We start from the raw sequence: 25,350 nt of genomic DNA on the forward strand, positions 1-25,350 counted from the left end.
AAAATTCGGCACAATGTCAAAAGTTTGTGAAATTACGGGAAAGAAGGCGATGGTCGGTAATAATGTTTCCTTCTCCATCAACAAGACAAAAAGAAGATTTGATGTAAACCTTTCCAAAAAAAGATTTTACATTCCAGAGGAAGACCGTTGGGTAACCTTGAAAGTTTCTACTAGAGCTTTAAAGTTGATCAATAAGAAGGGTATCTCTGCCGTATTGAAGGATGCAAAAGCAAATGGGTTGGTAAAGTAACCTATAATTATAGAGTACAATGGCAAAAAAAGGGAATAGAATACAAGTAATATTAGAGTGTACTGAGCACAAGGAGTCCGGGAAACCTGGAACTTCCAGATATATTACTACCAAGAATAAGAAAAATACTCCAGAGAGATTAGAGATTAAAAAATTCAATCCTATCTTGAAGAGAATGACAGTTCATAAAGAAATTAAATAAAGTAGGTCATGGCAAAGAAGACGGTAGCAAGTTTACAATCAAGTTCCAAAAGATTGACGAAAGCCATTAAGATGGTTAAATCACCAAAATCAGGTGCCTATATTTTTGTAGAATCTGTTATGGCCCCTGAAGTGGTCAATGAGTGGTTAGACAAAAAATAATAAATCTTATATAAGTTTAATTGAGCCCCTTTCCTACGAAAGGGGCTTTTTAATTTTTATATTTGAGTAACATTAGTTTATAAGATGAGCTTATTTAAAAAGATATTTTCTTCGGAAAAAAAGGAAACCTTGGATAAGGGTCTGGAAAAGACGAAAACCAGTTTCTTTTCCAAGTTGGGCAAGGCTGTTGCAGGTAAATCCAAAGTTGACGATGATGTTTTGGATAATTTGGAGGAGGTTTTGGTGACTTCGGATGTGGGTGTTGATACTACCCTAAAGATTATAGAACGTATTGAGGCGCGGGTAGCCAAGGACAAATATATGGGTACCGACGAGTTGAACACCATCTTAAGGGAGGAAATAGCCGGATTGTTGTCTGAGACCCATACCGGTGAGGAATCTGAGGTTCATATACCATCGGATAAGAAACCCTATGTAATAATGGTGGTGGGCGTAAATGGTGTAGGTAAGACCACTACTATAGGTAAATTGGCCTATCAACTTAAAAAACAAGGTTATAAGGTAATATTAGGTGCAGCCGATACCTTTCGAGCCGCAGCCATAGACCAATTGCAGGTTTGGGCGGATAGGGTAGATGTACCCATTGTGAAGCAACAAATGGGTAGTGATCCAGCTTCTGTTGCCTTTGATACACTTAGCTCCGCGATAAAACAGGATGCCGATGTGGTCATCATTGATACCGCTGGTAGACTACATAATAAAGTGAACCTTATGAACGAGTTGAGCAAGGTAAAAAGGGTCATGCAAAAAGTGGTGGAAGATACCCCTCACGAAGTATTATTGGTGCTGGACGGATCTACAGGTCAAAATGCTTTTGAACAGGCAAAACAGTTTACAAAGGCCACCGAAGTAACTTCGTTGGCCGTTACCAAATTGGACGGTACCGCTAAAGGAGGTGTTGTAATCGGTATATCCGACCAATTTCAAATTCCGGTTAAGTATATTGGGGTAGGGGAAGGTATAGAGGACCTTCAGGTATTCAATAAGTATGAATTTGTTGACTCATTTTTTAGGATTTAAAAAGATATCATGAGGAGCGTCCTGCCATTATTGCTCATACTATTTTTGTTTTCTTGTAAACAAGAAGATACGAAACAAGAGAGCGTTGTCTTATGGGAGCCTTATAACGATTCTGCTGAAGTAGCCGCCAATGCCGATCACGAAATTAGCAGGATGCGCTACAAACTTATCCAATCCAAGGTGTTGGATAAAAATGCGGTTTTTCTTCCATTGTATGATGAGGTGGTAAAAATGAAGGAAGAAGAATATGAATCCTTAAAACCTTTGATTCTAGAGCAGGATATCTTTTCAATAGGTAACAGTATTGAGCAAGACAAGCTGACCTACGAGCAACTGGTGTTATTTTACCTACATCGGATTTACAAGTACGAACTTGACAACGAAACTACCTTAAATACGGTAATCGCCTTAAATGAAGAGGTCGTGGCAGCTGCGAGAAAACTGGACGAACAGAAGCGGGAAGGTAGATTGGCGGATGTCCGTCACCCCATTTTTGGTATGCCGATACTATTAAAGGACAATATCAATACGGCCGGTATGAAAACCACGGCAGGTAGTATTGCCCTGATGAACAATGAAGTAGATGATTCTTTTATTGTTGAGCGCTTGAAGGAAAACGGTGCCTTGATTTTAGGAAAAGTGAATCTTAGTGAGTGGGCCTATTTTTTATGTAGTGGTTGCCCTGTGGGGTATAGCGCTGTGGGAGGTCAAACCTTGAATCCTTATGGAAGAAGGATTTTTGAGACCGGAGGATCTAGCTCCGGTAGTGGGACTTCGGTAGCTGCGAACTATGCCGTGGCGGCAGTGGGTACGGAAACCTCAGGTTCTATATTGTCTCCCAGTAGTCAGAATTCCGTGGTGGGATTAAAACCGACCATCGGGCTTTTGAGTCGGTCTGGAATTGTACCGATTTCAAGTACCTTGGATACGCCGGGACCTATGACCAAAAATGTGGTGGATAATGCGATATTGCTTTCGGCCATGATGGGCTATGATGCAGCCGATTCTAAATCCGTAAAGGAGGAATATCTCGGGATTTTATCGGCAGGTTTAAACCGGGAACCATTAAAAACAATGAGATTGGGTGCTATGACCTCGCTTATGGAGAGAGATAGCCTATATAGGGAAACGGTTGAGGAATTAAAGCAGGCTGGAGTGGAAATCATTGAATTTATGCCTCCAGAAGTTAAAATGGAAGGATTTTTAAGTATCCTGAACATTGATATGCGTAATGACTTGCCCGCATACTTAAAGGCGTATTCAAATCCGGACTCGGTAACAATTACTTCCATTGCCGATGCTGTCGATTTCAATAATGCCGATTCGCTGGTCCGTATTCCCTACGGCCAGGCCCTTTTTGAAGGTATTTCGGCTGATAGTACTACCGCCGAAGGCCTGGAAGAAATAAAAGCCAATTTAGAGGGGAACGGACGCACCTTTTTTGATACGGCCATGGATGCACATGATTTGGATGCCGTGCTGTCCATCAATAATTATCATGCAGGATATGCCGCCGTAGCCAAATATCCGGCCTTGACCGTTCCTATGGGGTATAAAGCGAGTGGGGAACCCATAAGCCTCACCTTTATTGGCAAGCCCTTCTCAGAGGCGCATTTGCTAAGAATGGGAAAAGCTTTTGAAGACGCATTTCCTAAAAGGAAAATGCCCAAAGGATATCAATAGACCCGAATCCAAAAAGGGAATTTGGTATTTTGGACTTTACATAAGCAATAATCATTACACCCGATTTATTCCTAAATTGGAGGTATATAGATGTATTTTGTGGCTATATAAACAAGTTGGCAAACATTGATAAATGACTAAATCCAAATTAATAAATGAGAATAGTATTGGAGGATTGTTCCTAATTTTAGGTTCGCTTATTCTTTTGATTACCATTTATTTTGAATATAGTATTGGTTGGATTGGTACTTCTAGAACGGATAAAGAAACGAATGAATTTATCTTAAGAAACTGGGAAAACCTAGAGCTTATTTGGACCTGGCAAATGCTCAGTCATTTTATCTTCATAACGGGTTATTTTCTATTATTAAATAAGGCCAATATCATAATGCGAATAATATGGTCAATTCTTGTAGTGTGTAGTCTTATGATGTTAGTTGCTTTTGGACTTACTCTTGGAACTTATTATCAAGCCTTGGAAATGTATAATTCTGAACCAGCCATATTTGAAACGATAAGGGATGGAATTGGATATCTGTATCAATTTGGGCGTTATGGACTTCTCTTATATGTTGTGGCTTTTTTAGTTGAAACACTAAATAATAATGGTAAAATCTTGAAAGTATTCGGATTTAGCCTTTTAGCGTTTATTATCCTTCTGTTTATAGTCGGTTACGCACTCGGAATTTCAATGAAGGTAATCGGCGCAGCATTTTTTCTTTTACCATTAGCAATTGGATATTTCTATTTGAAGAATGGAATGAATAAATGAAAATGTTTGCCAACCATGTACAACCGCAATTACGGGGATTCGACTACCCTGCGACTTCACTCAGGGTAAACTGAATCCACTCAGAATTGCTAACGTCTGTGCTAAACCGAAAAATTAATACATATTAACCCGTAACTGACGGTTTTAAGAGACCGTTCGGTACGAGGTAAATAAGTATGGCAGAATTAAAAAAAGTCTAAACCTAAACAAAATGAAAATAGCATCAAAAGTAGTAATGGTTGTGTTGCTCCTATGGACAATGGGAATGTTAGTTTGGGGAGTGGCGGGTTTTTTTGAATATTTCTCCGGCATTACGCCTTTTATACACTTACAGAATTCTGCATACCCAGAGGCTGTGCAATTCGTGCATTGGTTGTTGATAACGCTTACAGGAGGCACGTTTGTTTTAGGGTATTTCCTAAAATGGAAATGGACACCCCTTGTTATGGTAATGCTTTTTTCCAACCTGGCTGTATTGTGCACCATACAAACCTTCGACTTTATGTCCCAACAATGGAGTTATACTGCATACAGTAGTGAAATTGTTTTGTATGTTTTACTTTCAGCATTTTTATTGTTTTCATCCTTTTCAAAATCGCATTTTAAACACAGGGTTTAGATTATGAAAAATGTACTGATTGCAGGAGCTTCAGGTATGGTTGGGAATATCGTCCTAGACCATTGCCTGTCCTCTTCAAAAATTAATAAGGTCATATCTTTAGTTCGCAATAAATCGAACAATTCACACCCTAAGTTAAAAGAGGTACTTATTGAAAATTTTACAGAGTATGCCAACCATTGGGATTTGTTCAAGAACATAGATAGTGCCTTTTTCTGTATTGGGGTTTACACCGGTAGTGTTTCTGATAAGCTATTCAAGGAAATTACGGTAGACTATGCTGTAAGTTTTGCCAAAATACTAAAAGCCAATAGCCCGGATGCAAAACTTTGTCTTCTCAGTGGAGCGGGAGCCGACCGAACCGAAAAAAGCAAGACTTCATTTGCGCTTTATAAAGGAATGGCTGAGAATCAAATTGATACATTGGGCTTGGAATTTTATGCCTTTCGTCCGGGATACATTTATCCTGTAGAACCACGAAAAGAACCAAATTTTATGTATAGCATTCTGCGAACTCTTTATCCTATGCTAAGGCTTTTAGGAAGTAACTTTAGCATTAAATCAACGGAACTCGCTAAGGCAATGTATGAAATAGGAATTAATGGGACGGATAAAAAAATACTGGAGAATAAAGACCTTATTCATTTTCTGAAAGAGCAAAGTGAACATAAATGGACAAAAAATTAAATGGAAAGTAAATCTTAACAATAAAACCCAGTGGCTAACAATGTAGCCTATGAAATGGCCTAATCCAGTTCCCTAAAGTTAAATACTACTTTCTTTTGCCTTAGACTATCTTTTAGTTAATCTATAATTGCATTCAAATAGGACCAAAGCTCATTATCAAAACTAGAGGGCCCCAAGGCAGCGTCTCCGGTATCTTGACCCATACGAACGACTACCATATTCTCACTGGGAATCACATACAATTTTTGGTCATTCTTGCCTAAACCGGCATACAGGTCAGAAGGTGCATTGGGTATCAATTGTGTAGGAAATACAATCTGGGACTGCGGTACCATAGCACTTTCCTTTCCGTTCAGCCACCAGAGGTAACCGTAGGATTTGTTCAGATCTTGAGAGGTATTCTTCATATCGGAAAGAAATTCCTCATTACCCAATATTACGGTGTCTTCCCAAATACCATTATTCAAGTTTAAAAGTCCAAAACGGGCCATGCTTCTTGCGGTGCTCCAATACACATTATTGTCTCCATTACTGGAGAGCCAGGTACCGCTCATACCAATTTTATCCTTAAGCGTATTGGCAAAATAAAGTTCAAAATCCTCACCGGTCGCATTCGTGATAACATCTTGAATTAAAGTGTAAGGGGCATTGTGATATCCCCAACGAGTTCCTGCATTGGCGATATACGTTAGGCAATCCGGGGTTTTACAATCTCCTTTGGTATCATCCAAACCTGTGGTCATGGTCAATTGATTCCAAACGTTAATCAAATTTTCTTTTTCCGTAGGTAGCGAGGTCCAGCCTGCCCCTAAGTATTCTGAAGTTGGGTCGTTCAATTCCAAATAACCCTCTTCAATAGCGATACCCGTAACAAAGGAGGTCAATGTTTTTCCAGCGGATGCCCAATACCATGCAGAGTCCTTATCAAAATCTGTAGCATACCATTCCATGACAATTTTACCATCTTTTAGGATGATAAAAGCTTTGGTTCCTTTATCATCCAACAGGGTATATAGTTCAGGGATGGCTTCTTCGTTCCAATTCAATTCAGAAGGTGCAATTGTTTCCCAGGTGTCGGAATTTAGAGGGGGAAAATACAGGGACTCAGATTCAGTGGTATCTAGAATTTCTTCTTCCTGGTTGATCTGGTCTGTGGAACACCCATAGAATAACACTGTAGATAAAATGGATAAATACAAAAATCGATTCATCATTTTTTTAATAGGTAGGACCTGTTTTTTTATCAAAGGTTTAACGTAAAAACCAAAGAAATAGTCTGTTATAGGGAATTTTTCATTTCTCAAATTGTACTTTTGCACCCGCCTAATAGAGAACGATAAAGAAGGGTATGCTATGCGCACAAAAACGCTCAAAAAGAATAAGATCAATGTGGTTACCTTGGGTTGTAGCAAAAATGTGTACGATTCCGAGGTGCTTATGGGACAGTTGCGTGCCAACGACAAGGAGGTTGTACATGAAGAAGAGGGTAATGTAGTGGTCATCAATACCTGTGGGTTTATAGCCAACGCCAAAGAGGAAAGCGTAAATACGATTTTGGAGTATGTTCAAAAGAAGGAGGACGGTGTTGTAGATAAAGTTTTTGTTACTGGTTGTTTAAGCGAGCGCTATAAGCCCGATTTACAAAAGGAAATCCCGAATGTGGACGAGTACTTTGGTACCAGTGAACTTCCTAATTTATTAAAAGCATTAGGTGCGGACTATAAGCATGAGCTTATCGGGGAGCGATTGACAACAACCCCTAAAAATTATGCCTATTTAAAGATTGCGGAAGGCTGTGACCGTCCGTGTTCCTTTTGTGCCATCCCTTTAATGCGTGGCAAACACAAAAGCACGCCCATAGAACAGTTGGTTGCGGAAGCTGAAAAATTAGCGGCAAAAGGGGTCAAAGAACTTATTCTGATAGCCCAAGACCTTACTTATTACGGCCTAGATTTATATAAAAAAAGAAACCTTGCCGAACTTTTAAGGGCCTTGGTACAGGTTGATGGAATAGAATGGATTCGCTTACATTATGCATTCCCAACAGGCTTCCCTATGGATGTTCTGGATGTTATGCGTGATGAATCCAAGGTCTGTAATTATCTGGATATTCCCTTACAACATATTTCCGATAGTATTTTAAAGAGTATGCGCAGGGGTACCACAAAGGAAAAGACGACTCAATTACTTCAGGATTTTAGGAAAGCGGTTCCGGGTATGACCATTAGAACCACCTTAATTGTGGGGTATCCTGGCGAAACCGAGGAAGATTTTGAAACCTTAAAATCTTGGGTGGAGGAGATGAGGTTCGAACGCTTAGGTTGTTTTACCTATAGCCACGAAGAAAATACACATGCCTACAATTTGGTTGATGATGTTCCAGAAGAAATAAAACAGGTGCGTGCCAATGAAATCATGGAGATACAGTCCCAAATTTCTTGGGAACTGAATCAGCAGAAAGTTGGTGAAACCTTCAAATGTATCATTGATCGTAAGGAAGGCAATTACTTTGTGGGGAGAACGGAGTTCGATTCCCCGGATGTGGATAATGAGGTGTTGGTGGATGCTACCAAACATTATCTAAAACAGGGCGAGTTTGTAACTATCAAAATTACCGAAGCGGCAGATTTTGACCTTTATGGGGAGCCGGTTTAAAGTTGAAATGCTATTTATTGTAGATTTTCGATTTGATTTTGGCAACTAGCAGTTTCGTTTTTTCATAGTCGCAATGTTTTAACGAAACCTCAATTCTATCATTTGCATGATTTAAAATCAGTTTGTTGCTGTCTTTGTATAAGTCACCTGATACACTTTCAAACAAAAAACCCACAATAAAACTTAGAGAAGTAACAAACCAGTTTGTTTTCTTTTCAATTAATTCAATTGAATTAATATTTTCGTAAAAAATGACGTTTTTAAACTGCTTTTCTTCATTAAATATTTCAAACTCGTTCTCTTCTAATGTAATTTCTAATTTAGGTTTATCCCTTAATAAAATTTTCTCAGTTTCCATCCTAATAGTTAAGAAATGCTTTTCATGTCAAGTGAAATAGGTGTGTATCATTAATTCAGATATTCCTTACCTGTCGAAAGTAAGTTACTTTGTCAGGTCGAGCGCAGTCGAGACCTTAATATTAGTAATTTAATAGGTTAAAATACCTCTCGACTGCGCTCGAGGAGACCGTGCGTTAATCGATTATGGATAAACAGATATCACTTTTCAAAATAGAGATAAATATAAATGGCGGCTCCAAAACTAACCGCATCCGTGGAAGCGAGTTTCCAGCCCTCCTTGGCGTGCTCATCCAATTTTTCCTGAATCTCCTTTTGGGAGGACTTTACGATGTGTTTCGTGTCCAGAGTCAGCTTACTATAATAAATTAGGGTCTCAACCTTATATTCCGCCATATTGGTTTTGATTTTAGACTAATTCACCATAAACAATGCATTGGCAAAAAATAATTTGCCGTTCTCCCAAAAACCTCTAAAAAGCGGATTGTCTATCATATAAATTACCTGGCCCCTACCCATCCTTTCCGTTCCGAAAATAAGTGTCTCCGAAATTTTCTTCTTGGCTTCGCTTCCGGCAAACCCGGAAACGGGAATGTTTTGACCTTCTGCGAGATAAACGGCATTACCACCATCCAAATAGTTGTAGGAACGGTCTCCTAATTTCAAGGTGAAATAAGAATCCTCATAACCATAAGCCAAAGGGTTTGTGGAATCGACCGTAGTTTTAAAAATTGCCCCCGTAATGGCAGACTTTATGTAATCCCTTTCCGAAGCGTCAAAAGCCTGAAGGTTTACGGTAGTATCCTTTTTTTGTTCCTTTTCCTTAATACCGAATCCTTTTTGTTTGGCGAGTCCGTCTATGGCCCCTCCCATGGCAATCAATTTTCCACCTTGGCTTACCCAGTCTTTAATTTTATCCGTTACTTTTTCGCTAAGGAAACTGCGATATCCCCATCCATCGGGTAAAATAAGTATATCGTATTCGGAGAGATTTACCCTGCCAAAATAGCTTTCGTCCAGGACGGTAATGGGATAATTCAATTGTTGTTCAAAGAAATGCCAAATTTCCCCGAACCTTAGGGTGGATGTAGGTTCCCCGGATAGCACGGCTATTTTAAGTTCCTGTAGTACTTCCACTGAACTGGAACCAAAATCCTTTCCGCTTTCAACAAATCCCGTTGAAGTGGGTGTCAGGCTTTTTGAGAATTTCTTGGATGCCTCATCCAGTATCGTACTGAATCCGTCAATATGTTTATTGTCGGCCCCAATAATAATAAGGCTTCCTCTTTTATAATTTATTCCATCGGCCTTAAATGGTTTCTGCGCGTATCGTACCCTAATTTTATGTTTTAAGAGCTCGGCCAGGAATTTAGCATCTTTTATACTGTTCCAATCTGTCAAATAAGCGTAGCTGTCTGGAGAGGTTACACCATAAGTTTCATTGGTGGCTTGATATGTATTTTGTTGGACGGTACCATCCGTAGCCACGGCATCAAGTCCATAGGCGTAGGGCAATGACCAAGCGGTAATATCATAGGTAACCGAATCGCTCAACTTTGCATTAGGTTCAAACAAAACCTTTACCAAAGTTCCCTTTTTCTGGTCCGTGGAAACTACAAGACTTTTATCGGTACCTCTTAAAGTACCGGATTTGGAAGTATCATATCTAAAACCCTTATAACTGGTATTGCTTCCCGTTCCATACTCAATTTCATGTTTATCCAACAGATTGGCCAAAGCTTCTAGCTTATCCGCATTTCCATTTAGGATATAGCTTTGCTGTTTGAAATTTTTCTGCTGGTAAAACTTTTTGAATTCCGAGTTTAATCGATCTACATTTTTGCTAGCCACTTCCACGGTAGAAATTCCTGTAGTGTAGTGATGGGCAATACGGTCTTTTAAAGTTAATGTGTCACCAATGCTTGTAATTATACCCAATCCGGCCCTGCCGCTACCTCCTTGCTCGTAGGTCATTCCTATACCTCCATTATAGGTGGGATAGGTGTCCCCGTAACTTGGATATAGCAAATCAAATACCTCTTTGGTAAAATAGAACCATCCGTTGGCATCAAAATACTTAGCGTGATTTTTACCGACAGTTTCCTGAAACTCCCTTTGAAAATCGGTAATTACCTCGTGAAATGGTTCTGCCGCTGGGGCAAAATAATAGGGATTGTCCACTCCTTGCTCATGAAAATCAACGTGTACATGAGGCAACCATTTGTTGAACTGTTTTAGTCGTTGCTGACTTTCCACTTGGGTAAGCCAGGCCCAGTCGCGGTTAAGATCGAACATATAATGGTTGCTTCTTCCGCTCCACCAGCCTTCATGGTGCTCCTTGCTATTGGGATCTACATTAAAAGGGGTGTTTTTATATTGATTGTACCAATTTACATAACGGTCCCTACCATCTGGGTTTATACAGGGATCCATAATGACTACCGTGTTCTCCAAATAGTCCTTTTTCGAGGTCAGCAGGTCATAAATGGTCTGCATGGAAGCTTCGGTACTTACACTTTCGTTCCCGTGGACATTATAACTTAACCAAACGATCACTTTGGAAGGAGAACCACTGCCATCCACATTTTTAAGATGTTCGGCCCTAATTTCCTCAAGGTTGTTCATGTTGGCCTCTGTGGAAAGATACGCAAGTAACAATGGCCTACGTTCATTGGTTTTCCCGTATTCCATTAACTTCATTCTATTTGGCTCCGCCTGGGCCAAGTATTGGTAGTAATCCACTACTTGATGATGACGGGTAAATTGCGTTCCCAGCTCATATCCTAAAAATTCGGATGGTGATTTAAGTTGTGCCAGTAAAAATGTTGGAAGGGTAAATAGGAGAATTGGTAAAAGTCTTTTCATATTAAATTTTAAAAGAATGGTACGTCTCAAATCTACCAATTTATTGATAACTTTTATCATGTTAAATGGGGTTTTTGACGAATATTACGGGATTTTGGTCCAATGTAATTAACGTATTTTTAGGAACTGTAAGTTGGGAGTGTTTTATATTTACGGTCATTAACATTTTTATATGGATATTGATTGTTTGCCTTTTCGAAAAACAGGATATTTTTCTAGTCTAATTTGTGATTATATTGAGGGGATGCCAGAGTTGGAAACGCTCTATAATCGATTTCCAAAAATTGAAAGTTTTAGGGCACAGATCAGGGAAAAGGAGAGCTACCCCCAAACTCATAGAGATGTTTTGGTAAATGCATTGAAGCAACAATATTCCGGTCTGGAAGCTTCGGAATTGACCTTGGAAAATATCAATTCCCTGAGTAATACAGGAACTTATACTATTGTTACTGGCCATCAGCTCAATTTGTTTACCGGTCCATTATACTTTCTCTACAAGATAATTTCTACCATTAATTTGGCAAAGCAATTAAAGGATGAATACCCCTCATACAACTTTGTTCCGGTATATTGGATGGCCACCGAGGACCATGATTTTGAAGAAATAAACTATTTTAATTTTCAAGGAAAAAAAATCCTGTGGAATAGGAAAGCTTCAGGTGCGGTTGGACACTTGTCCACTGAAGGTTTGAATGAAGTATTTGAAATTTTTTCGCTAGGTGTTGGGGGCAGCAAAAATGCCACCTATCTAAAAGAACTTTTCTCCAAAGCTTATTTAGATCATGCAACATTGACCGAGGCAACTCGATTTTTGGCCAATGAACTTTTTAAGGAACATGGCTTGGTCATTTTGGATGGTGACGATAAGAGTCTTAAAAAACTGTTGGTACCCTACGCGAAAAAGGACATTTTTGACCAGGTTTCCTTTAAGAAAGTATCGGATAAAATTGCGGAAATACAGCAAATAAATCCGGATTACCCTGTTCAGGTAAACCCTAGGGAAATCAATTATTTTTATTTAAAAGACGATATTCGGGAAAGAATAATCGAGCAGGATGGTACTTATTTTGTAAACGACACTCAATTATCGTTTTCCAAAGAGGAATTGATTGCCGAGTTGGAGGAACATCCGGAGCGATTTTCTCCCAATGTGGTGGCGAGGCCGTTGTATCAAGAAGTGATCTTACCGAATTTGTGTTACATAGGGGGCGGAGGGGAATTGGCCTATTGGCTTGAGCTAAAATCGTCCTTTGAAGCGATGAACGTACCCTTTCCCATACTTTTACTTCGTAATTCGGCGTTGGTAATTACCGAAAAACAAAACGAAAAGTTGCAAAAATTAAATGTTTCCCACAGCGATATTTTCTTGAAGCAACATAGTCTGATCAATAAGAAAATCAGGGAAATATCCAATATCGATATCGATTTTACGCCCCAAAAACAACTATTGGAGGAACAATTCAAGGGAATGTACGAGCTTGCGGAAAAAACGGACAAGTCCTTTTTAGGTGCGGTAAAGGCGCAGGAGGTTAAACAAAAGAAGGGTCTTGATAATCTGGAAAAGCGATTGCTTAAGGCCCAAAAAAGAAAATTGGAAGATCATGTGCTGCGTTTGACCGATATACAGAATCAACTGTTTCCTGGTCAGTCCCTTCAGGAACGACAATTGAACTTCTCCGAACTGTATTTGGAATATGGAGAGGAATTGATTCCTATGCTTTTGAGGTCTCTTAATCCTATGGATTTAACGTTCACGATACTCACAAAAAAATAAGTAGTTTGTTGCAAGGTCTGTGGCCAAAAAGGATAATTGTGCCGGTGGTTTTATCCGTTTTGGTGATTACGGCAAGTACTTTTTTTAAGGCAGCCGTAGAATTGGAAGACGCTGAACAGGCTTATTATTCGCAATGGTTACGTTGGGGATATGATGACCAGCCGCCTTTATATACTTGGATACAATATTTCTTTAACCAGTTACTTGGATTCAACAAATTTTCTTTTTCCTTTTTACGGGGACTCCTATTTGGGGGTATTCTTTTGTTGTTATACCAATTTGCCAAGAACATGCACAAAGATGTTCAAAAGGCCGGAATCACTGTTTTTATGATGGTCCTGATACCTGTTTTTATTGATTTCACCTTTAGGCGGCTGTCCCATACTTCTCTTTTGTGTTTTTCAATATTGGCAACGTACTTCATATTGGAAAGGCTGCTTGTTAAAAAATCAGTTGGGAATTATATTCTTTTTGGTTGTTGTGTCGCTTTTGGTCTATTGTCCAAATACAACTATGTATTGTTTTTATTGGCCTTTAGTATAGTGGGTCTCTTGGATGGAGAACTACGAAAGGTAATTTTTAATAGAAAAATATTCATTACAATTCTATTGGCCATGGTTCTTGTGGCACCTCATTTCTACTGGCTTTTTGGGCCAAATGAAAATTGGTCTATGGTACGGGAAAGTATACAGGATAAAACTGGGGATGGTACTGCAGATTATTTATTCGGAATTACACCGGTAATCCTGATAATTAAGGGTTTAATACCTTTAATGACACCATTACTTCTAGTTTTCTTGGTTTTGGTCCTATTGAAAAAAGTGACTCTACAACGACCTAAATGGGATTGGTTTTCTGAGCTTTTTGTAGTTCAAATTTTGGTTTTATTGCTGTTTTTCTTGCTAGTAAAGGCACAAAAGGTTGAGGTAAGATGGTTGTTGCCCTTATTGCTACCTTTCATAATACTGTGGATCAAATCATTTCAATTTGAGAATATTATAAAAATTAAAAGGTATGCTTTTGTGACCTTTATAATGTTAATAGGTTTTCAGTTTTTAAGAACGCCCATGGAAAAAGTATTGGGCATTCCGTCTTCCGTTCATTTCGGGTTTGAACCGATTTCCAATATATTACGTCAGGATTATTCAGACAAAGAATGGGTTTTACCCGACGTTACCTATGCTGGAAATATTAAATTGCTAAACCCGAATCGGTTGATTTTTTCCAATGACGACTTTTCTTTGGGGAATAACATCAAGAATAAGAACAAAGTTTTTGTGCACATAGGAAAAATCCCGGATGAATACACAAAACCTACCGACAGTATTTTAGGTTTTGGTAGGGAAAAGGACACCTTATTTTTTGTCCCGAGTCTAAAACGAATTGAATTAAAAGATTAAAAAATGCACGATATAGATATAGATATGGTTGAAATGACCCTTGACGTGGTCAAATATGCCATCAACAGAATTACGCAAACCAATCCAGAGTTGGGCAAACCAAAAACTGAGGCCGAACTTCGGAGATTGGTCGGGGAAACAGTCACTAATAGTGGAATAGGAGGGGAGAAGGCTTTTGAATTATTTAGGCAAGTTCTGGTCAAGGCCACGGTGCCTATTGACCACCCAAGACATTTGGCTTTTGTTCCAGCATCACCAACCCGAGCCGCCATTTTGTTCGATTTGGTGACATCGGCATCGAGTATTCATGGGGCCTATTGGATGGAAGGTGCAGGTGGAATTTTTTGTGAAAACGAGGCCATGAAGTGGTTGGTTTCACTTACGGGTATGCCAGAACCCGCTTTTGGCGTGTTCACCAGTGGGGGAACTGCGGCCAATTTATCGGCTATAGTCGTGGCCAGGGAAAAATGGAGAAAAAATCCAAGGAACATAAATCAAAAAGGAATTTTAATTACCTCCATTGGAGCGCATTCCTCAATCAAGGCCATGGCCAAGGTAATCGATGCGGATGTTTTGCTGGTAGCGTCGGAAGATGCCATGAGCCAATCGGCCTTGGAAGCGTTTTACGACAAATTACCGGAAACCGAAAAAGAAAGGGTTTTTGCTGTTGTGGCCACAGGGGGAACTACAAACGCCGGAATTATTGATGAGTTGGATGGAATTGCAAACTTTTGTCGCTCCAAAAATCTCTGGTTTCATGTAGATGCGGCCTACGGTGGCGGTGCACTTGCTGCAAAATCGGTTCGTCATTTGTTCAAAGGAATAGAAAAGGCGGATAGTGTTACCATTGATCCCCATAAGTGGTTATTCTCTCCCTATGATTGTGGTGCGGTCATTTATAAGAATCCCGAAGAGGCCAAGGAGGCCCATGCCCAAGAAGGTTCCTATTTGGAAATTTTTAAGGATGAAGGTGCGCATGGATTTAATCCGTCCGATTATCAAATACAATTGACCAGACGTCTAAGGGGCTTGCCATTGTGGTTTTCCTTGGCGACCCATGGTACCGAAAAATACGAGTGGGCTGTAGAGCAGGGCATCAAATTAGCAAAAATAGCTGGAGAGCTCATAGAAAAGAATCCACTAACCGAATTGGTCAGGGAACCCAGTCTTTCCTGTGTGCTGTACAGAAGAATTGGCTGGTCAGCAGAAGATTATAGAAACTGGACCTATAGAAATCATGAATCTGGCTTTGCATTGGTAACGCCTACCAAATGGAAGTCTACCAATGGTTACGAAACGGTATCCCGATTTTGTTTCATCAATCCGGATACAACGCAAAAGGATATTCAGGATATTTTAAAAAGTATGGAGTAGCGGGGAAACTAGGGAACCAAAAACTCGCTTTCCCAATTATCATCTTCTTTCTCAAAGGCCACCCGAATATGGTGAGGTTTTTTCAACTTTAGGTATTCTATCCTAAAAGGTTCTATTTCAATCATACAAAAGAAATGGTCTCCGGTTAAATATTCCAAATTATCAGGATTTTTTAAGGTACTTCCCGGAGCGGTCTCCGTAGTGTAGTCCTTCTTGTTACTTTCGGGGATTTCCTTCCACATGGTTTGAAGTTTGTTTTCATTGGTTACCACGGAAGCAAGTCCTTCAATTTTCACTTGCAAAAGTTTTTCGGGATGATAGAATAAAAGACTTACGTTAGGGTTCTCCGTAATATGCATCACCTTTTTGGAGCGCTTGTCCGTATAAAAACAAAGGTGTCCATTTTCAAACAAATGTCTAAGGACTACGGTCCGTAATCGTGGTAACTTGTCCACTCCCACAGTTCCAAATGTCCCAAACCTAAAGGGGTGTTCTTTCTCGTTTACCCCCTTTTTTAGTTCTTCTTGAAGTTCTTTCCAAAAACCGTCCATCATTTTTATTTATAAAAATACAAAATCATGGTAGGGTATTTTGCGAGATAGTTGTTATAAATACAAATTGCTATGAAAAAGAAGATTTAGTTGATGAATCATTTTTAGGTTGGTTTTTGATTTTAATTAGTAAGCTCGGGGTGGTTCCCGGGCTTTTTTTATTGAAGTGTAAGGTTTTAGAAGTTCTTGCGACCAATTGTGTAGGAATGCAAAATGCTATGAAAAAGAAATTTTTCAGAATTGTATTCCAATTAGGTTGGTTGAGAAAGCCCGGTATTCGCCGGGCTTTTGTTGGTTTATTTCAAAATTTTGGTTGCAAATCGAATTTGTAGGAATTGATTTAAAAAATTAATTTCCAGTGTTTTAAAAAATATTATACAAAGTACTAATTTAACTATCTCACTTTGTAGTCCAAACGCATCGTTATGGAGGCAGTCTTGTTTTTAGAGTCGGTATTATATGCCCCACCCCAGGAATAATCCTCTCCGGAATTTTGCCCAGTGATTTGAAAAACCCCCATTTTGGCCGATACCAAATCACCTAGATTACTACCAGAATTTTCGGCAATTTTTTCCGCTCTTAATCGGGCATCTTCCGTAGCCTTGGAAATCATTTCAATTTTAAGATCGGCTAATTTGGTATAATAATATCTTGGCGGGTAACTGTTGAACTGCACTCCTTTATTTAAGAGTTCCGTTATTTCCCGGGAAACGTTTTCAATCAGTTCCACATCTTGCGATTCAATCTTTACCGTTTGCATGAGTTGGTACCCCCTAAATATACTTCCCACATAATTGCCGTTTTCGTATTTATTGTCTCTCAGCTCGGTAGTCTGTACACTGTTGAATATAATCTGTTCGGCTTTTATTCCTTTTGAGGTCAAATATTCCTTAACAATGTTTTTATCACTGTTCAGTTGGTCAAAGGCAGATTTAAGCACGGTGTTGGTCGCAGAAAATTGCCCTTCCCATACGATAAGGTCTGAAGTGAAGTTCTCATTACCAAGGCCTGTAACCGAAATTATTTGAGGTGGGTTGGCGCGCCTCACATATGCATTGCCCAAGAAATAGGCGGCAATGACAATAGCGGCCCCAAAAATTATAGCTGAAATGTGTTTCAAAACAATTGTTTTTAAATGAATGATAAATATACCAAAAGATAGTTTTCAAAAACCTTCAAATTGCTATTTTTGCCCATGCAAAATAATGTTCTGATATTAGATTTTGGCTCCCAGTACACACAACTCATCGCTAGAAGGGTTAGGGAACTGAATATTTTCTGTGAAATAAAGCCTTACAATAAACCACCTGAGGACTTAAACGAGTATAAAGCCGTAATTCTTTCAGGTTCACCACATTCCGTGAGGGCAGGGGATGCACCCCATGTAGACCTCTCTGGGATAAAAGGGAAAAAACCTTTATTAGGTGTGTGTTACGGTGCACAGTACCTTGCCCATTTTAATGGTGGAAATGTTGAAAAGTCCAACACTAGGGAGTACGGTAGGGCCAAATTGGCCAAACTACATGTAGACGACCCTTTTTTAAAAAGTATAGCGATTGGTAGTCAAGTTTGGATGAGCCATGCGGATACGATAAAAAGTCTTCCTGATAATTCAGTTCTTTTGGCAAGTACCCATGATGTGGAGAACGCCGCGTTTAAGTTCAAGAACGAGGAGACTTATGGTATTCAGTTCCATCCAGAAGTGTACCATTCCACCGACGGAAAACAGATTCTGGAAAACTTTTTGGTGAATATTGCCAAAGTAGAACAAAACTGGACGCCAGCGGCCTTTGTGGAAACTACCGTGGCCGGACTTAAAGCGAAGATCGGTGATGAAAAGGTAATATTGGGACTCTCTGGAGGCGTGGATTCTTCCGTTGCGGCAGTACTGCTCAACAAGGCCATTGGGAAAAACCTTCATTGTATTTTCGTCAACAATGGTTTGCTCAGAAAAAATGAGTTCGAAGATGTACTCCACCAGTACAAGGATATGGGATTAAACGTAAAGGGAGTTGATGCTTCGGCACGTTTTTTGGATGCATTGGAAGGGGAAAGTGACCCGGAAAAGAAAAGAAAAATTATCGGAAGGGTATTCATTGAGGTTTTTGATGATGAATCACATCAGGTTGAAAACGCCAAATGGTTGGCACAAGGAACCATTTATCCGGATGTCATAGAGTCGGTCTCCGCAACGGGTGGTCCATCAGCAACCATAAAAAGCCACCATAATGTAGGTGGTTTACCAGATTTTATGAAGTTGAAGGTAGTAGAGCCCTTAAAGATGCTTTTTAAGGATGAGGTTAGAAGAGTAGGTAAAAGTATGGGATTGGAACCAAACCTGTTGGGAAGACATCCATTTCCCGGGCCTGGACTGGCAATACGAATTTTGGGAGATATAACCCGGGAAAAAGTGGCCATTTTGCAAGAGGTTGACCATATTTTTATACAAGGTTTAAAAGAATGGGGACTTTATGATCAGGTGTGGCAGGCCGGAGCCATGCTTTTACCCGTAAATAGTGTAGGGGTAATGGGGGATGAACGTACCTATGAAAAATGCGTTGCCCTAAGGGCCGTTGAAAGTACCGATGGTATGACTGCGGATTGGGTAAATTTACCCTATGAGTTTTTACAAAAAACCTCGAACGATATAATTAATAAAGTGCCCGGTGTAAATAGGGTTGTTTACGATATAAGTTCCAAACCGCCGGCAACTATAGAATGGGAGTAATATGAAAGATTTAGTCAAGATATTTTTTACCGTTTGTTTTAGTGTTTTTTTGGGATGTAAAGCCTTAGGACAGAAGTTTACCACGCATTCGGTCAAGCAGAACGAAACATTATATAGTATTTCCAAAAGATACGGTGTTTCCCAAGATGAAATATTAAAATACAATAAGGAGCTTAGGAAAGGAGAACCATTAAGCATAAATACCATATTGGTTATTCCAAATGCTGGTGAAGTGTCCGCACAACCAGAACGTACGGAACCTACCAAAGGAAATGGTGAACCTGTGGACGGGGCCGTGGAAGAATTGGTCAATAGGATCATAAACGATTCCGTGGTAAAGCGAGAACCCATGGGCTTTGTAAATCATAGGGTAGGTAAAAAGGAGACATTGTACGGAATTGCCCAGGAATATGGCGTCACCGAAGAGGAAATAAAGAAGTATAACAAGGAATTGTATTCCTCCCAGCTTAAAAGAAAAATGGTCATTAGGGTACCTAAATATAAAAAGGTAGATGAAGACCAAAATACCATTGATGTTGGGGACTATGAGAAATATGTGGTAGCCCCTAAGGAAACCCGATGGAGTATAGCTAACAAATACGGAATAACAATAGATAGTATGTTGGTTTTGAACCCTTCGCTTTCCAAGACCTCTAACTATTTACAGGAGGGTTATGAGTTGCTTCTCCCAAAAATTGCCGGTTCAACGGTAGATAATCAGGAAACCCAATTATATACTTCCTATACGGTTCCGGCCAAAATGAATTTTTATCGGCTTGAAAAGGAATTTGAGGTGAAGTCCGATGAGGTTGTTAGATTGAATCCTGAAATCACGGAACGTGGTGGCCTAAAGGAAGGTATGGTAATTCGGTTACCGGAAACAAAATTGGATCCCGGGGCGATAAATACCGACAACTATATTTTCTATGAGGTAAAGCCGAAGCAAAATGAGTTTCGTCTTACCAGAAAATTTGGGATGAGCTGGGAAGAATTGATTAAACTTAACCCCGAGCTAAAAAATGGATTAAAGGCCGGTATGGTACTGAAATTACCCAAAAATCAGGTAGGTGAATTTGAAGTAAGGAATTCCTTGATTTTGGACAAGATAAATTTGTTGGATAGTATCAATGTAGAGAACAAACCAAAAATCATGTTTCTTCTACCCTTTAGGTTGGATAAACTTGATTTAAATGATGAGGAATCCGTAGAATGGACCATAGAGAATAGGAATAGTCTAAAATACAGTCTTGGTCTTTATTCGGGTGCTTTGGTGGCGTTAGACTCCATTAAATCTTTGGGTGTATCCGTAGACGTGAAGACGTTTGACAATCGATTGGATCTACAAAGAACTAGGGAGATTCTACAAAGAGAAAACCTAGGTTCCTACAATGCTATTTTTGGTCCGCTGGATGTTTTATCCTTAAAGGAAGCCTCCACACAAGCCGCGAGTTATAACTTGCCGGTAATTGCACCGGTACCTGCCAAGAGCGATATAAGTTTGGGCAATGTATTTTTTTCCTATACGCAAGAGGAAACACTTCGTGATCGTATGCTAAAATTTGTTTCCGAGAAACATACCGATGAAAACATCATCATCATAGCGGATAGTAAAAATAAAATGGTCCAAGATTCTATTTTAAGTAGGTTTCCAAACGCAAAGATTGTTAATGTGAAGGAGGAAGAGGAAAATATAGGTATCAACCGTGATAAGTTGGAACTTCAGTTGTCCGAGGATGTAGAAAATTGGGTTTTCGTGGAGTCCGATAACTTTAAATTAATTTCCAGTGTAGTATCTATTTTAAACTCCTTCCATAACGCTGTATTGGACATTGAAAATCCCGAAGCCAAAAAAATTATGGTGAGAATGTTTACTACGGACAAGAATAATGCCTTTGATAATGATGTTATTTCAAGTACCCATTTGTCCAATCTACGTTTCGCTTATCCTTCCGTATACAGGGAGGCACCTTCAGATTCTTTTGTAGCAAGGTATAAAAAGCGTTTTGGGGACACGCCCGATAAATTTGCCGTGAGAGGGTTCGATATTACATACGACCTTTTATTAAAGCTGGCATATAAGAACAATTTATTGGATGTTTCCAAATTTATAGGTGAAACCCAATACAGTGGAAACAAGTTCGATTATGAAAAGGATATTTCCTCCGGATATTTTAACCAGGCTTCCTATATTATTGGATATGATAACATGTATATAAAGGAATTGGAATAATATACCTTTACATGTAGTATAGTCTCGTATTGCAAATAAGCTTGTAGTTTTTTATTTCAGCGTTTTTTTTGTTCTAAGTCGACGTGGTAATGAGAACTTTAGGTTCCATATTAGACCCTTAATTTCCTTGAAATGAAGCTTGCAAGATTCTTAGTTTTTGTACTTGTTCTAACAATGTTTAGTCTTGAGCTAAGAGGTCAGGAAGAAATTCCTTGGTCTTCCAATTTTAGGTTGCAATGGAAAGATTTTAAAGGGGAAATCCCCATGGGGGCAGGTGCCGCCGCTACCACGGCGAGTGGAATCAGTTATAATTTTTCCTCTAATTATGAAAAGGGTCAAATGGTGGTAGATTACAAGGTTCAATCCTTTTTCTACCCCACTAAGTCATGGTACAGACCCCAAATTTGCAACGATGTGACCTTGCTTCACGAACAGTTGCATTTTGATATTTCCGAAGTATTTGCTAGAAAAATGGCCAAAGAAATGTCCGAAACAAAGTTCACAAAAGCCATTAAGCAAGAAGTAAGGGCTATTTACAAACGAACTTTAGAGGAGCTGGACAAATTTCAAAGGCGCTATGATCAGGAAACCGATTTTTCCAGAAATATCGAACAACAAAAGCTTTGGCAAAAGCAAATAAGCGAAGTCCTAAAAGAAAAAAATGATTACTAATTTCCCGAACAGGCTGCTCTTAGATCTGCAAAGGACTGTTTGGTGCTTTCGGATAAATAATCCTTACAGGTACGTTCCAAGTCGTCTATATCGGCGATAATAGCTGTACAACTTCTATCAGGGTTTGCTTCGTTGGTATCCTCAAATTCCTGTACGCGATTTGCACAGGTCAAAGCTTCTGTAGTTTCGTCAAAAGCATCCTTCACTTGTTTTACACAGCCTGAAAGTATCAATACGGTTAAGGCCAATATCAGTAACTTATTATTTTTCATAATTCTAATTTGGTAACTAAAAAGATTGGAATTTGGTTTACAATAAAAAACAAACGAAAAAAAGGCCCTTTTCTTGTGAAAAGGGCCAATTATCATTGTTTCTTGATACTTCAGCTAAACATCACATATGGTGACGCCCTGTTTTAAAGCCGCAATTTTATCTTCCCAACTTGGTACAAATTCTTGCGCTACATGACCAGTATAACCGGTTTCTAATATGGCTTTCATTACGGCAGGATAAAAGATTTCCTGTGTTTCATCGATTTCATGCCTTCCTGGATTTCCACCGGTGTGATAATGACCGTAGTATTGATGATAATCCTGAATGTTCCTTATAATATCCCCTTCCATAATCTGCATATGGTAAATATCATAGAGCAACTTAAAATTGTCCGAACCAATAGTCTCACACAGTGATACGCCCCATTCCGATTTATCGCACATATAATCTTTGTGGTTCACCTTGCTATTCAAAAGCTCCATTTGTATGACCACTCCATGTTCTTCAGCCAAGGGAATAATTTCCTTTAGTCCTTTGGCACAGTTTCTGAGACCGACCATGTCGTTCATACCGTTTCTGTTTCCGCTGAAACATATAAGGTTGGTATAGCCACCTTCTGCTACCAAGGGAATAACTCTTTTATAATCGGCGATAAGCTCTTTGTGATATTGTGGATCATTCCAGCCTTTTTCTATACCGAGGCCGGCACCCCAGCACATAGAGGCATGAATGTTATATTTTTTTAATAGGGGAAATTGTTCGGCGTCTACTAAATCTATCGCCCTAATATCCAGTTTGTTCAACTCTTGTAAAAACGTTTCGAAAGGGATAGAGCCATAGCACCAATAACAAGCGCTATGGTTGATGTTATGCTTAAGCTTAAAAGGTTTTTCAGAAAGGTTGGTTCCCGTACCTGTTTTGGCAGAAGCCATAAAACCAACGGAAGCCGCGGCAGATGTGCCTATAAAGTCTCGTCTTTTCATCTGTGTAATTTTTAAAGTGCAGATGTAATTGGCAATTAAAATCTTTTCAAGGTATAGATTTCCAAAGCCTATTTCATATTGCTTAATAAAGTTGATTTCCTAAAGATAATTTTTTTAGATTTAAAAATGGAATTAAAACCCGATAACCAAAAATTAATAGAACTGGCACATTATCGCATGCCCTTCGGGAAATATAAGGGGAGATATTTGGTAGACTTACCAGAACCCTATCTGGTTTGGTTCCAACAAAAAGGTTTTCCTGATGGTAAATTAGGAGATTTATTGCGATCAATGTTGGAAATCAAAACAAATAGTTTGGAATCCCTAATTCGAGGAATTCAAAAACATTTTCCAAAGGAAAGTCCTTAAGTTCTATTCGCAATTTGTACTTTTGTGTCCCGTAACATAGAATTCTTAAAATGGCAAAAACCAAATACATCTTCGTTACGGGAGGCGTTACATCTTCACTAGGAAAAGGAATTATTGCCGCTTCTTTGGCAAAATTGCTTCAATCCAGGGGATATAAAACAACCATACAAAAATTAGACCCCTATATTAATGTTGATCCAGGTACGCTCAACCCATATGAACATGGTGAATGCTATGTTACAGATGACGGTGCGGAAACCGATTTGGACCTAGGTCATTATGAACGTTTTTTAAACGTTAGGACTTCTCAGGCAAACAACGTTACCACCGGAAGAATTTACCAAAGCGTGATTGATAAGGAGAGAAGGGGAGAGTTTCTTGGTAAGACCGTTCAGGTGGTTCCACATATTACCAATGAAATTAAGGAACGTGTACAGGTTCTTGGAAATAGTGGCGAGTACGATATCGTCATTACTGAGATAGGAGGAACCGTGGGGGATATAGAATCCTTGCCCTATATTGAAGCGGTACGTCAGTTGCTTTGGGAATTGGGAGATAACAATGCCATTGTGATTCATTTAACTTTGGTACCTTATTTATCCGCTGCTGGCGAATTGAAGACCAAACCGACACAGCATTCCGTAAAAACTCTGATGGAAAGTGGTATAAAAGCCGATATATTGGTTTGTAGGACGGAACACAAAATTTCAGATGATATTAAGGACAAACTGGCTCTTTTTTGTAATGTAAAAAGGGAAGCGGTCATACAAAGTATCGATGCCTCCACAATTTATGATGTTCCCATTTTAATGCAAGAGGAAGGTCTTGATACCGTTACGCTTCAAAAACTGGCCTTGCCCAACCATAATGAACCCGATTTGGAAAACTGGAAAGAGTTCCTGGAAAGGCATAAGAACCCCAAAAATGAAGTTACCATTGGTTTGGTAGGGAAATATGTGGAACTGCAGGACTCCTATAAATCCATTTTGGAAGCCTTTATACATGCTGGCGCCAAAAATGAGGTGAAAGTAAATGTAAGGTCTATCCATTCTGAATATATTACCAGCAACAACCTTGAAAGTAAGCTAAAAGGGCTTGACGGTATTTTGGTAGCACCAGGCTTTGGGGAGCGTGGTATCGAAGGTAAAATAGAAGCTGTGCACTACGCCAGAACGAATGGAATCCCGTTTTTGGGAATATGTTTGGGCATGCAGATGGCGGTCATTGAATACGCCAGAAATGTCCTAGGACTGAAAATGGCCAGTTCCACTGAAATGAATCCGGATACACCAGACCCAGTCATCAGCCTAATGGAAGAGCAGAAGTCCATCACGGATAAGGGAGGTACCATGAGACTCGGTGCATGGGATTGTGAACTAAAGGATGGAAGCCTGGTACAGAAGGTTTATGATGGTGCAACGCAAATTTCCGAAAGGCACCGTCACAGATATGAATTCAACAATAAATATAAAGGGGATTTGGAGGCTGCCGGTTTAATGGCTACCGGGACCAACTCGAAAACCAATTTAGTGGAAATTGTGGAGTTGAAGAACCACCCTTGGTTTATTGGGGTTCAATATCACCCAGAATATAAGAGTACCGTAGCCAGCCCACACCCATTGTTCGTTGGTTTTGTAAAGGCCGCTTTGGCACATAAAAAGTCACAAACTAATGCCAGTATGGCATAAACTACGTATTTGGGCA

General features: G+C 39.4%; 25 protein-coding genes. 17 read left to right on the top strand and 8 right to left on the bottom strand.

What is annotated here, in order from left to right; all coding sequences use genetic code 11:
* The first annotated feature begins 13 nt into the window (after positions 1-13).
* From rpmB to CJ263_RS14660, 8 genes are all read left to right on the top strand, one after another.
* On the top strand, positions 14-250 hold the full coding sequence (rpmB, locus tag CJ263_RS14625; protein ID WP_094997960.1) for a 50S ribosomal protein L28: 237 nt from the start codon (positions 14-16) through the stop codon (positions 248-250).
* 19 nt (positions 251-269) lie between these two features.
* Complete coding sequence (gene rpmG, locus CJ263_RS14630; protein WP_094997961.1) at positions 270-452, top strand: 50S ribosomal protein L33; 183 nt, start codon at positions 270-272, stop codon at positions 450-452.
* A gap of 8 nt (positions 453-460) precedes the next feature.
* Entirely contained in the window at positions 461-613 is a 153-nt protein-coding gene (locus CJ263_RS14635; RefSeq protein ID WP_094997962.1) for a DUF4295 domain-containing protein, read from the top strand.
* A gap of 84 nt (positions 614-697) precedes the next feature.
* On the top strand, positions 698-1,654 hold the full coding sequence (gene ftsY, locus CJ263_RS14640) for a signal recognition particle-docking protein FtsY (protein ID WP_094997963.1): 957 nt from the start codon (positions 698-700) through the stop codon (positions 1,652-1,654).
* Positions 1,655-1,663: 9 nt separating this feature from the next.
* Positions 1,664-3,337 (top strand): amidase family protein, encoded by a 1,674-nt coding sequence (locus CJ263_RS14645; protein WP_094997964.1) that lies wholly within the window; start codon positions 1,664-1,666, stop codon positions 3,335-3,337.
* Between the two features lie 133 nt (positions 3,338-3,470).
* On the top strand, positions 3,471-4,109 hold the full coding sequence (locus CJ263_RS14650) for a hypothetical protein (RefSeq protein WP_094997965.1): 639 nt from the start codon (positions 3,471-3,473) through the stop codon (positions 4,107-4,109).
* 211 nt (positions 4,110-4,320) lie between these two features.
* Positions 4,321-4,728, top strand: a complete 408-nt coding sequence (locus tag CJ263_RS14655; protein WP_094997966.1) for a hypothetical protein — start codon at positions 4,321-4,323, stop codon at positions 4,726-4,728.
* A 3-nt stretch (positions 4,729-4,731) separates the two neighbouring features.
* Positions 4,732-5,415 (top strand): Rossmann-fold NAD(P)-binding domain-containing protein, encoded by a 684-nt coding sequence (locus CJ263_RS14660; protein ID WP_094997967.1) that lies wholly within the window; start codon positions 4,732-4,734, stop codon positions 5,413-5,415.
* Positions 5,416-5,531: 116 nt separating this feature from the next.
* Here CJ263_RS14660 and CJ263_RS14665 read toward each other — a convergent pair whose 3' ends face one another.
* A complete protein-coding gene (locus CJ263_RS14665; RefSeq protein ID WP_229702423.1) occupies positions 5,532-6,629 on the bottom strand; it encodes a serine hydrolase domain-containing protein in 1,098 nt (365 codons plus the stop codon).
* Between the two features lie 139 nt (positions 6,630-6,768).
* On the opposite strand from CJ263_RS14665, the gene rimO reads away from it, so the two are divergent.
* A complete protein-coding gene (rimO, locus tag CJ263_RS14670; protein ID WP_094999265.1) occupies positions 6,769-8,070 on the top strand; it encodes a 30S ribosomal protein S12 methylthiotransferase RimO in 1,302 nt (433 codons plus the stop codon).
* 10 nt (positions 8,071-8,080) lie between these two features.
* Here rimO and CJ263_RS14675 read toward each other — a convergent pair whose 3' ends face one another.
* From CJ263_RS14675 to CJ263_RS14685, 3 genes are all read right to left on the bottom strand, one after another.
* The gene (locus CJ263_RS14675; RefSeq protein WP_094997968.1) at positions 8,081-8,428 is read right to left on the bottom strand and encodes a hypothetical protein; all 348 of its coding nucleotides are present in this window, start codon (positions 8,426-8,428) and stop codon (positions 8,081-8,083) included.
* A gap of 200 nt (positions 8,429-8,628) precedes the next feature.
* The gene (locus tag CJ263_RS14680) at positions 8,629-8,823 is read right to left on the bottom strand and encodes a DUF4177 domain-containing protein (protein WP_094997969.1); all 195 of its coding nucleotides are present in this window, start codon (positions 8,821-8,823) and stop codon (positions 8,629-8,631) included.
* A gap of 18 nt (positions 8,824-8,841) precedes the next feature.
* The gene (locus CJ263_RS14685) at positions 8,842-11,292 is read right to left on the bottom strand and encodes a M14 family metallopeptidase (RefSeq protein WP_094999266.1); all 2,451 of its coding nucleotides are present in this window, start codon (positions 11,290-11,292) and stop codon (positions 8,842-8,844) included.
* A gap of 172 nt (positions 11,293-11,464) precedes the next feature.
* Here CJ263_RS14685 and bshC point away from each other — a divergent pair, with 172 nt between their 5' ends.
* The 3 genes from bshC to CJ263_RS14700 are packed head-to-tail and all read left to right on the top strand — an operon-like array spanning position 11,465 to position 15,840.
* Entirely contained in the window at positions 11,465-13,066 is a 1,602-nt protein-coding gene (gene bshC / locus CJ263_RS14690; protein WP_094997970.1) for a bacillithiol biosynthesis cysteine-adding enzyme BshC, read from the top strand.
* Positions 13,067-13,104: 38 nt separating this feature from the next.
* Positions 13,105-14,466, top strand: coding sequence for an ArnT family glycosyltransferase (locus tag CJ263_RS14695; RefSeq protein WP_158657171.1), 1,362 nt, complete (start codon positions 13,105-13,107; stop codon positions 14,464-14,466).
* Positions 14,467-14,469: 3 nt separating this feature from the next.
* Positions 14,470-15,840, top strand: a complete 1,371-nt coding sequence (locus CJ263_RS14700) for a pyridoxal phosphate-dependent decarboxylase family protein (protein ID WP_094997972.1) — start codon at positions 14,470-14,472, stop codon at positions 15,838-15,840.
* A gap of 8 nt (positions 15,841-15,848) precedes the next feature.
* On the opposite strand, the gene CJ263_RS14705 is transcribed toward CJ263_RS14700, so the two are convergent.
* Positions 15,849-16,394 carry a pyridoxamine 5'-phosphate oxidase family protein gene (locus CJ263_RS14705; protein WP_094997973.1) on the bottom strand — a complete coding sequence of 182 codons (546 nt, stop codon included), beginning with the start codon at positions 16,392-16,394 and terminating at the stop codon, positions 15,849-15,851.
* 391 nt (positions 16,395-16,785) lie between these two features.
* Positions 16,786-17,511, bottom strand: a complete 726-nt coding sequence (locus tag CJ263_RS14715; RefSeq protein ID WP_094997975.1) for an SIMPL domain-containing protein — start codon at positions 17,509-17,511, stop codon at positions 16,786-16,788.
* 75 nt (positions 17,512-17,586) lie between these two features.
* Here CJ263_RS14715 and guaA point away from each other — a divergent pair, with 75 nt between their 5' ends.
* The 3 genes from guaA to CJ263_RS14730 all read left to right on the top strand — a co-directional run bounded on the left by guaA (position 17,587) and on the right by CJ263_RS14730 (position 22,021).
* Positions 17,587-19,119: a glutamine-hydrolyzing GMP synthase gene (guaA, locus tag CJ263_RS14720; protein WP_094997976.1), complete on the top strand. Its 1,533-nt coding sequence runs from the start codon at positions 17,587-17,589 to the stop codon at positions 19,117-19,119.
* Between the two features lies 1 nt (position 19,120).
* Positions 19,121-21,349: a LysM peptidoglycan-binding domain-containing protein gene (locus CJ263_RS14725; RefSeq protein WP_094997977.1), complete on the top strand. Its 2,229-nt coding sequence runs from the start codon at positions 19,121-19,123 to the stop codon at positions 21,347-21,349.
* Positions 21,350-21,481: 132 nt separating this feature from the next.
* Complete coding sequence (locus CJ263_RS14730; RefSeq protein ID WP_188669453.1) at positions 21,482-22,021, top strand: DUF922 domain-containing protein; 540 nt, start codon at positions 21,482-21,484, stop codon at positions 22,019-22,021.
* Here CJ263_RS14730 and CJ263_RS14735 read toward each other — a convergent pair.
* Both CJ263_RS14735 and CJ263_RS14740 read right to left on the bottom strand, forming a co-directional pair.
* Positions 22,018-22,293 carry a hypothetical protein gene (locus tag CJ263_RS14735; protein WP_158657172.1) on the bottom strand — a complete coding sequence of 92 codons (276 nt, stop codon included), beginning with the start codon at positions 22,291-22,293 and terminating at the stop codon, positions 22,018-22,020. The genes CJ263_RS14730 and CJ263_RS14735 overlap by 4 nt on opposite strands.
* A gap of 114 nt (positions 22,294-22,407) precedes the next feature.
* Positions 22,408-23,277, bottom strand: a complete 870-nt coding sequence (locus CJ263_RS14740) for a hydroxypyruvate isomerase family protein (RefSeq protein WP_094997980.1) — start codon at positions 23,275-23,277, stop codon at positions 22,408-22,410.
* A gap of 126 nt (positions 23,278-23,403) precedes the next feature.
* Between CJ263_RS14740 and CJ263_RS14745 the strand changes: the two genes are divergently transcribed.
* On the top strand, positions 23,404-23,646 hold the full coding sequence (locus CJ263_RS14745) for a DUF3820 family protein (RefSeq protein ID WP_094999267.1): 243 nt from the start codon (positions 23,404-23,406) through the stop codon (positions 23,644-23,646).
* 50 nt (positions 23,647-23,696) lie between these two features.
* Positions 23,697-25,334 (top strand): CTP synthase, encoded by a 1,638-nt coding sequence (locus CJ263_RS14750; RefSeq protein WP_094997981.1) that lies wholly within the window; start codon positions 23,697-23,699, stop codon positions 25,332-25,334.
* Positions 25,335-25,350 lie beyond the last annotated feature (16 nt).

The sequence above is a fragment of the Maribacter cobaltidurans genome, from assembly GCF_002269385.1.
In the GTDB taxonomy this organism is placed as follows: domain Bacteria; phylum Bacteroidota; class Bacteroidia; order Flavobacteriales; family Flavobacteriaceae; genus Maribacter; species Maribacter cobaltidurans.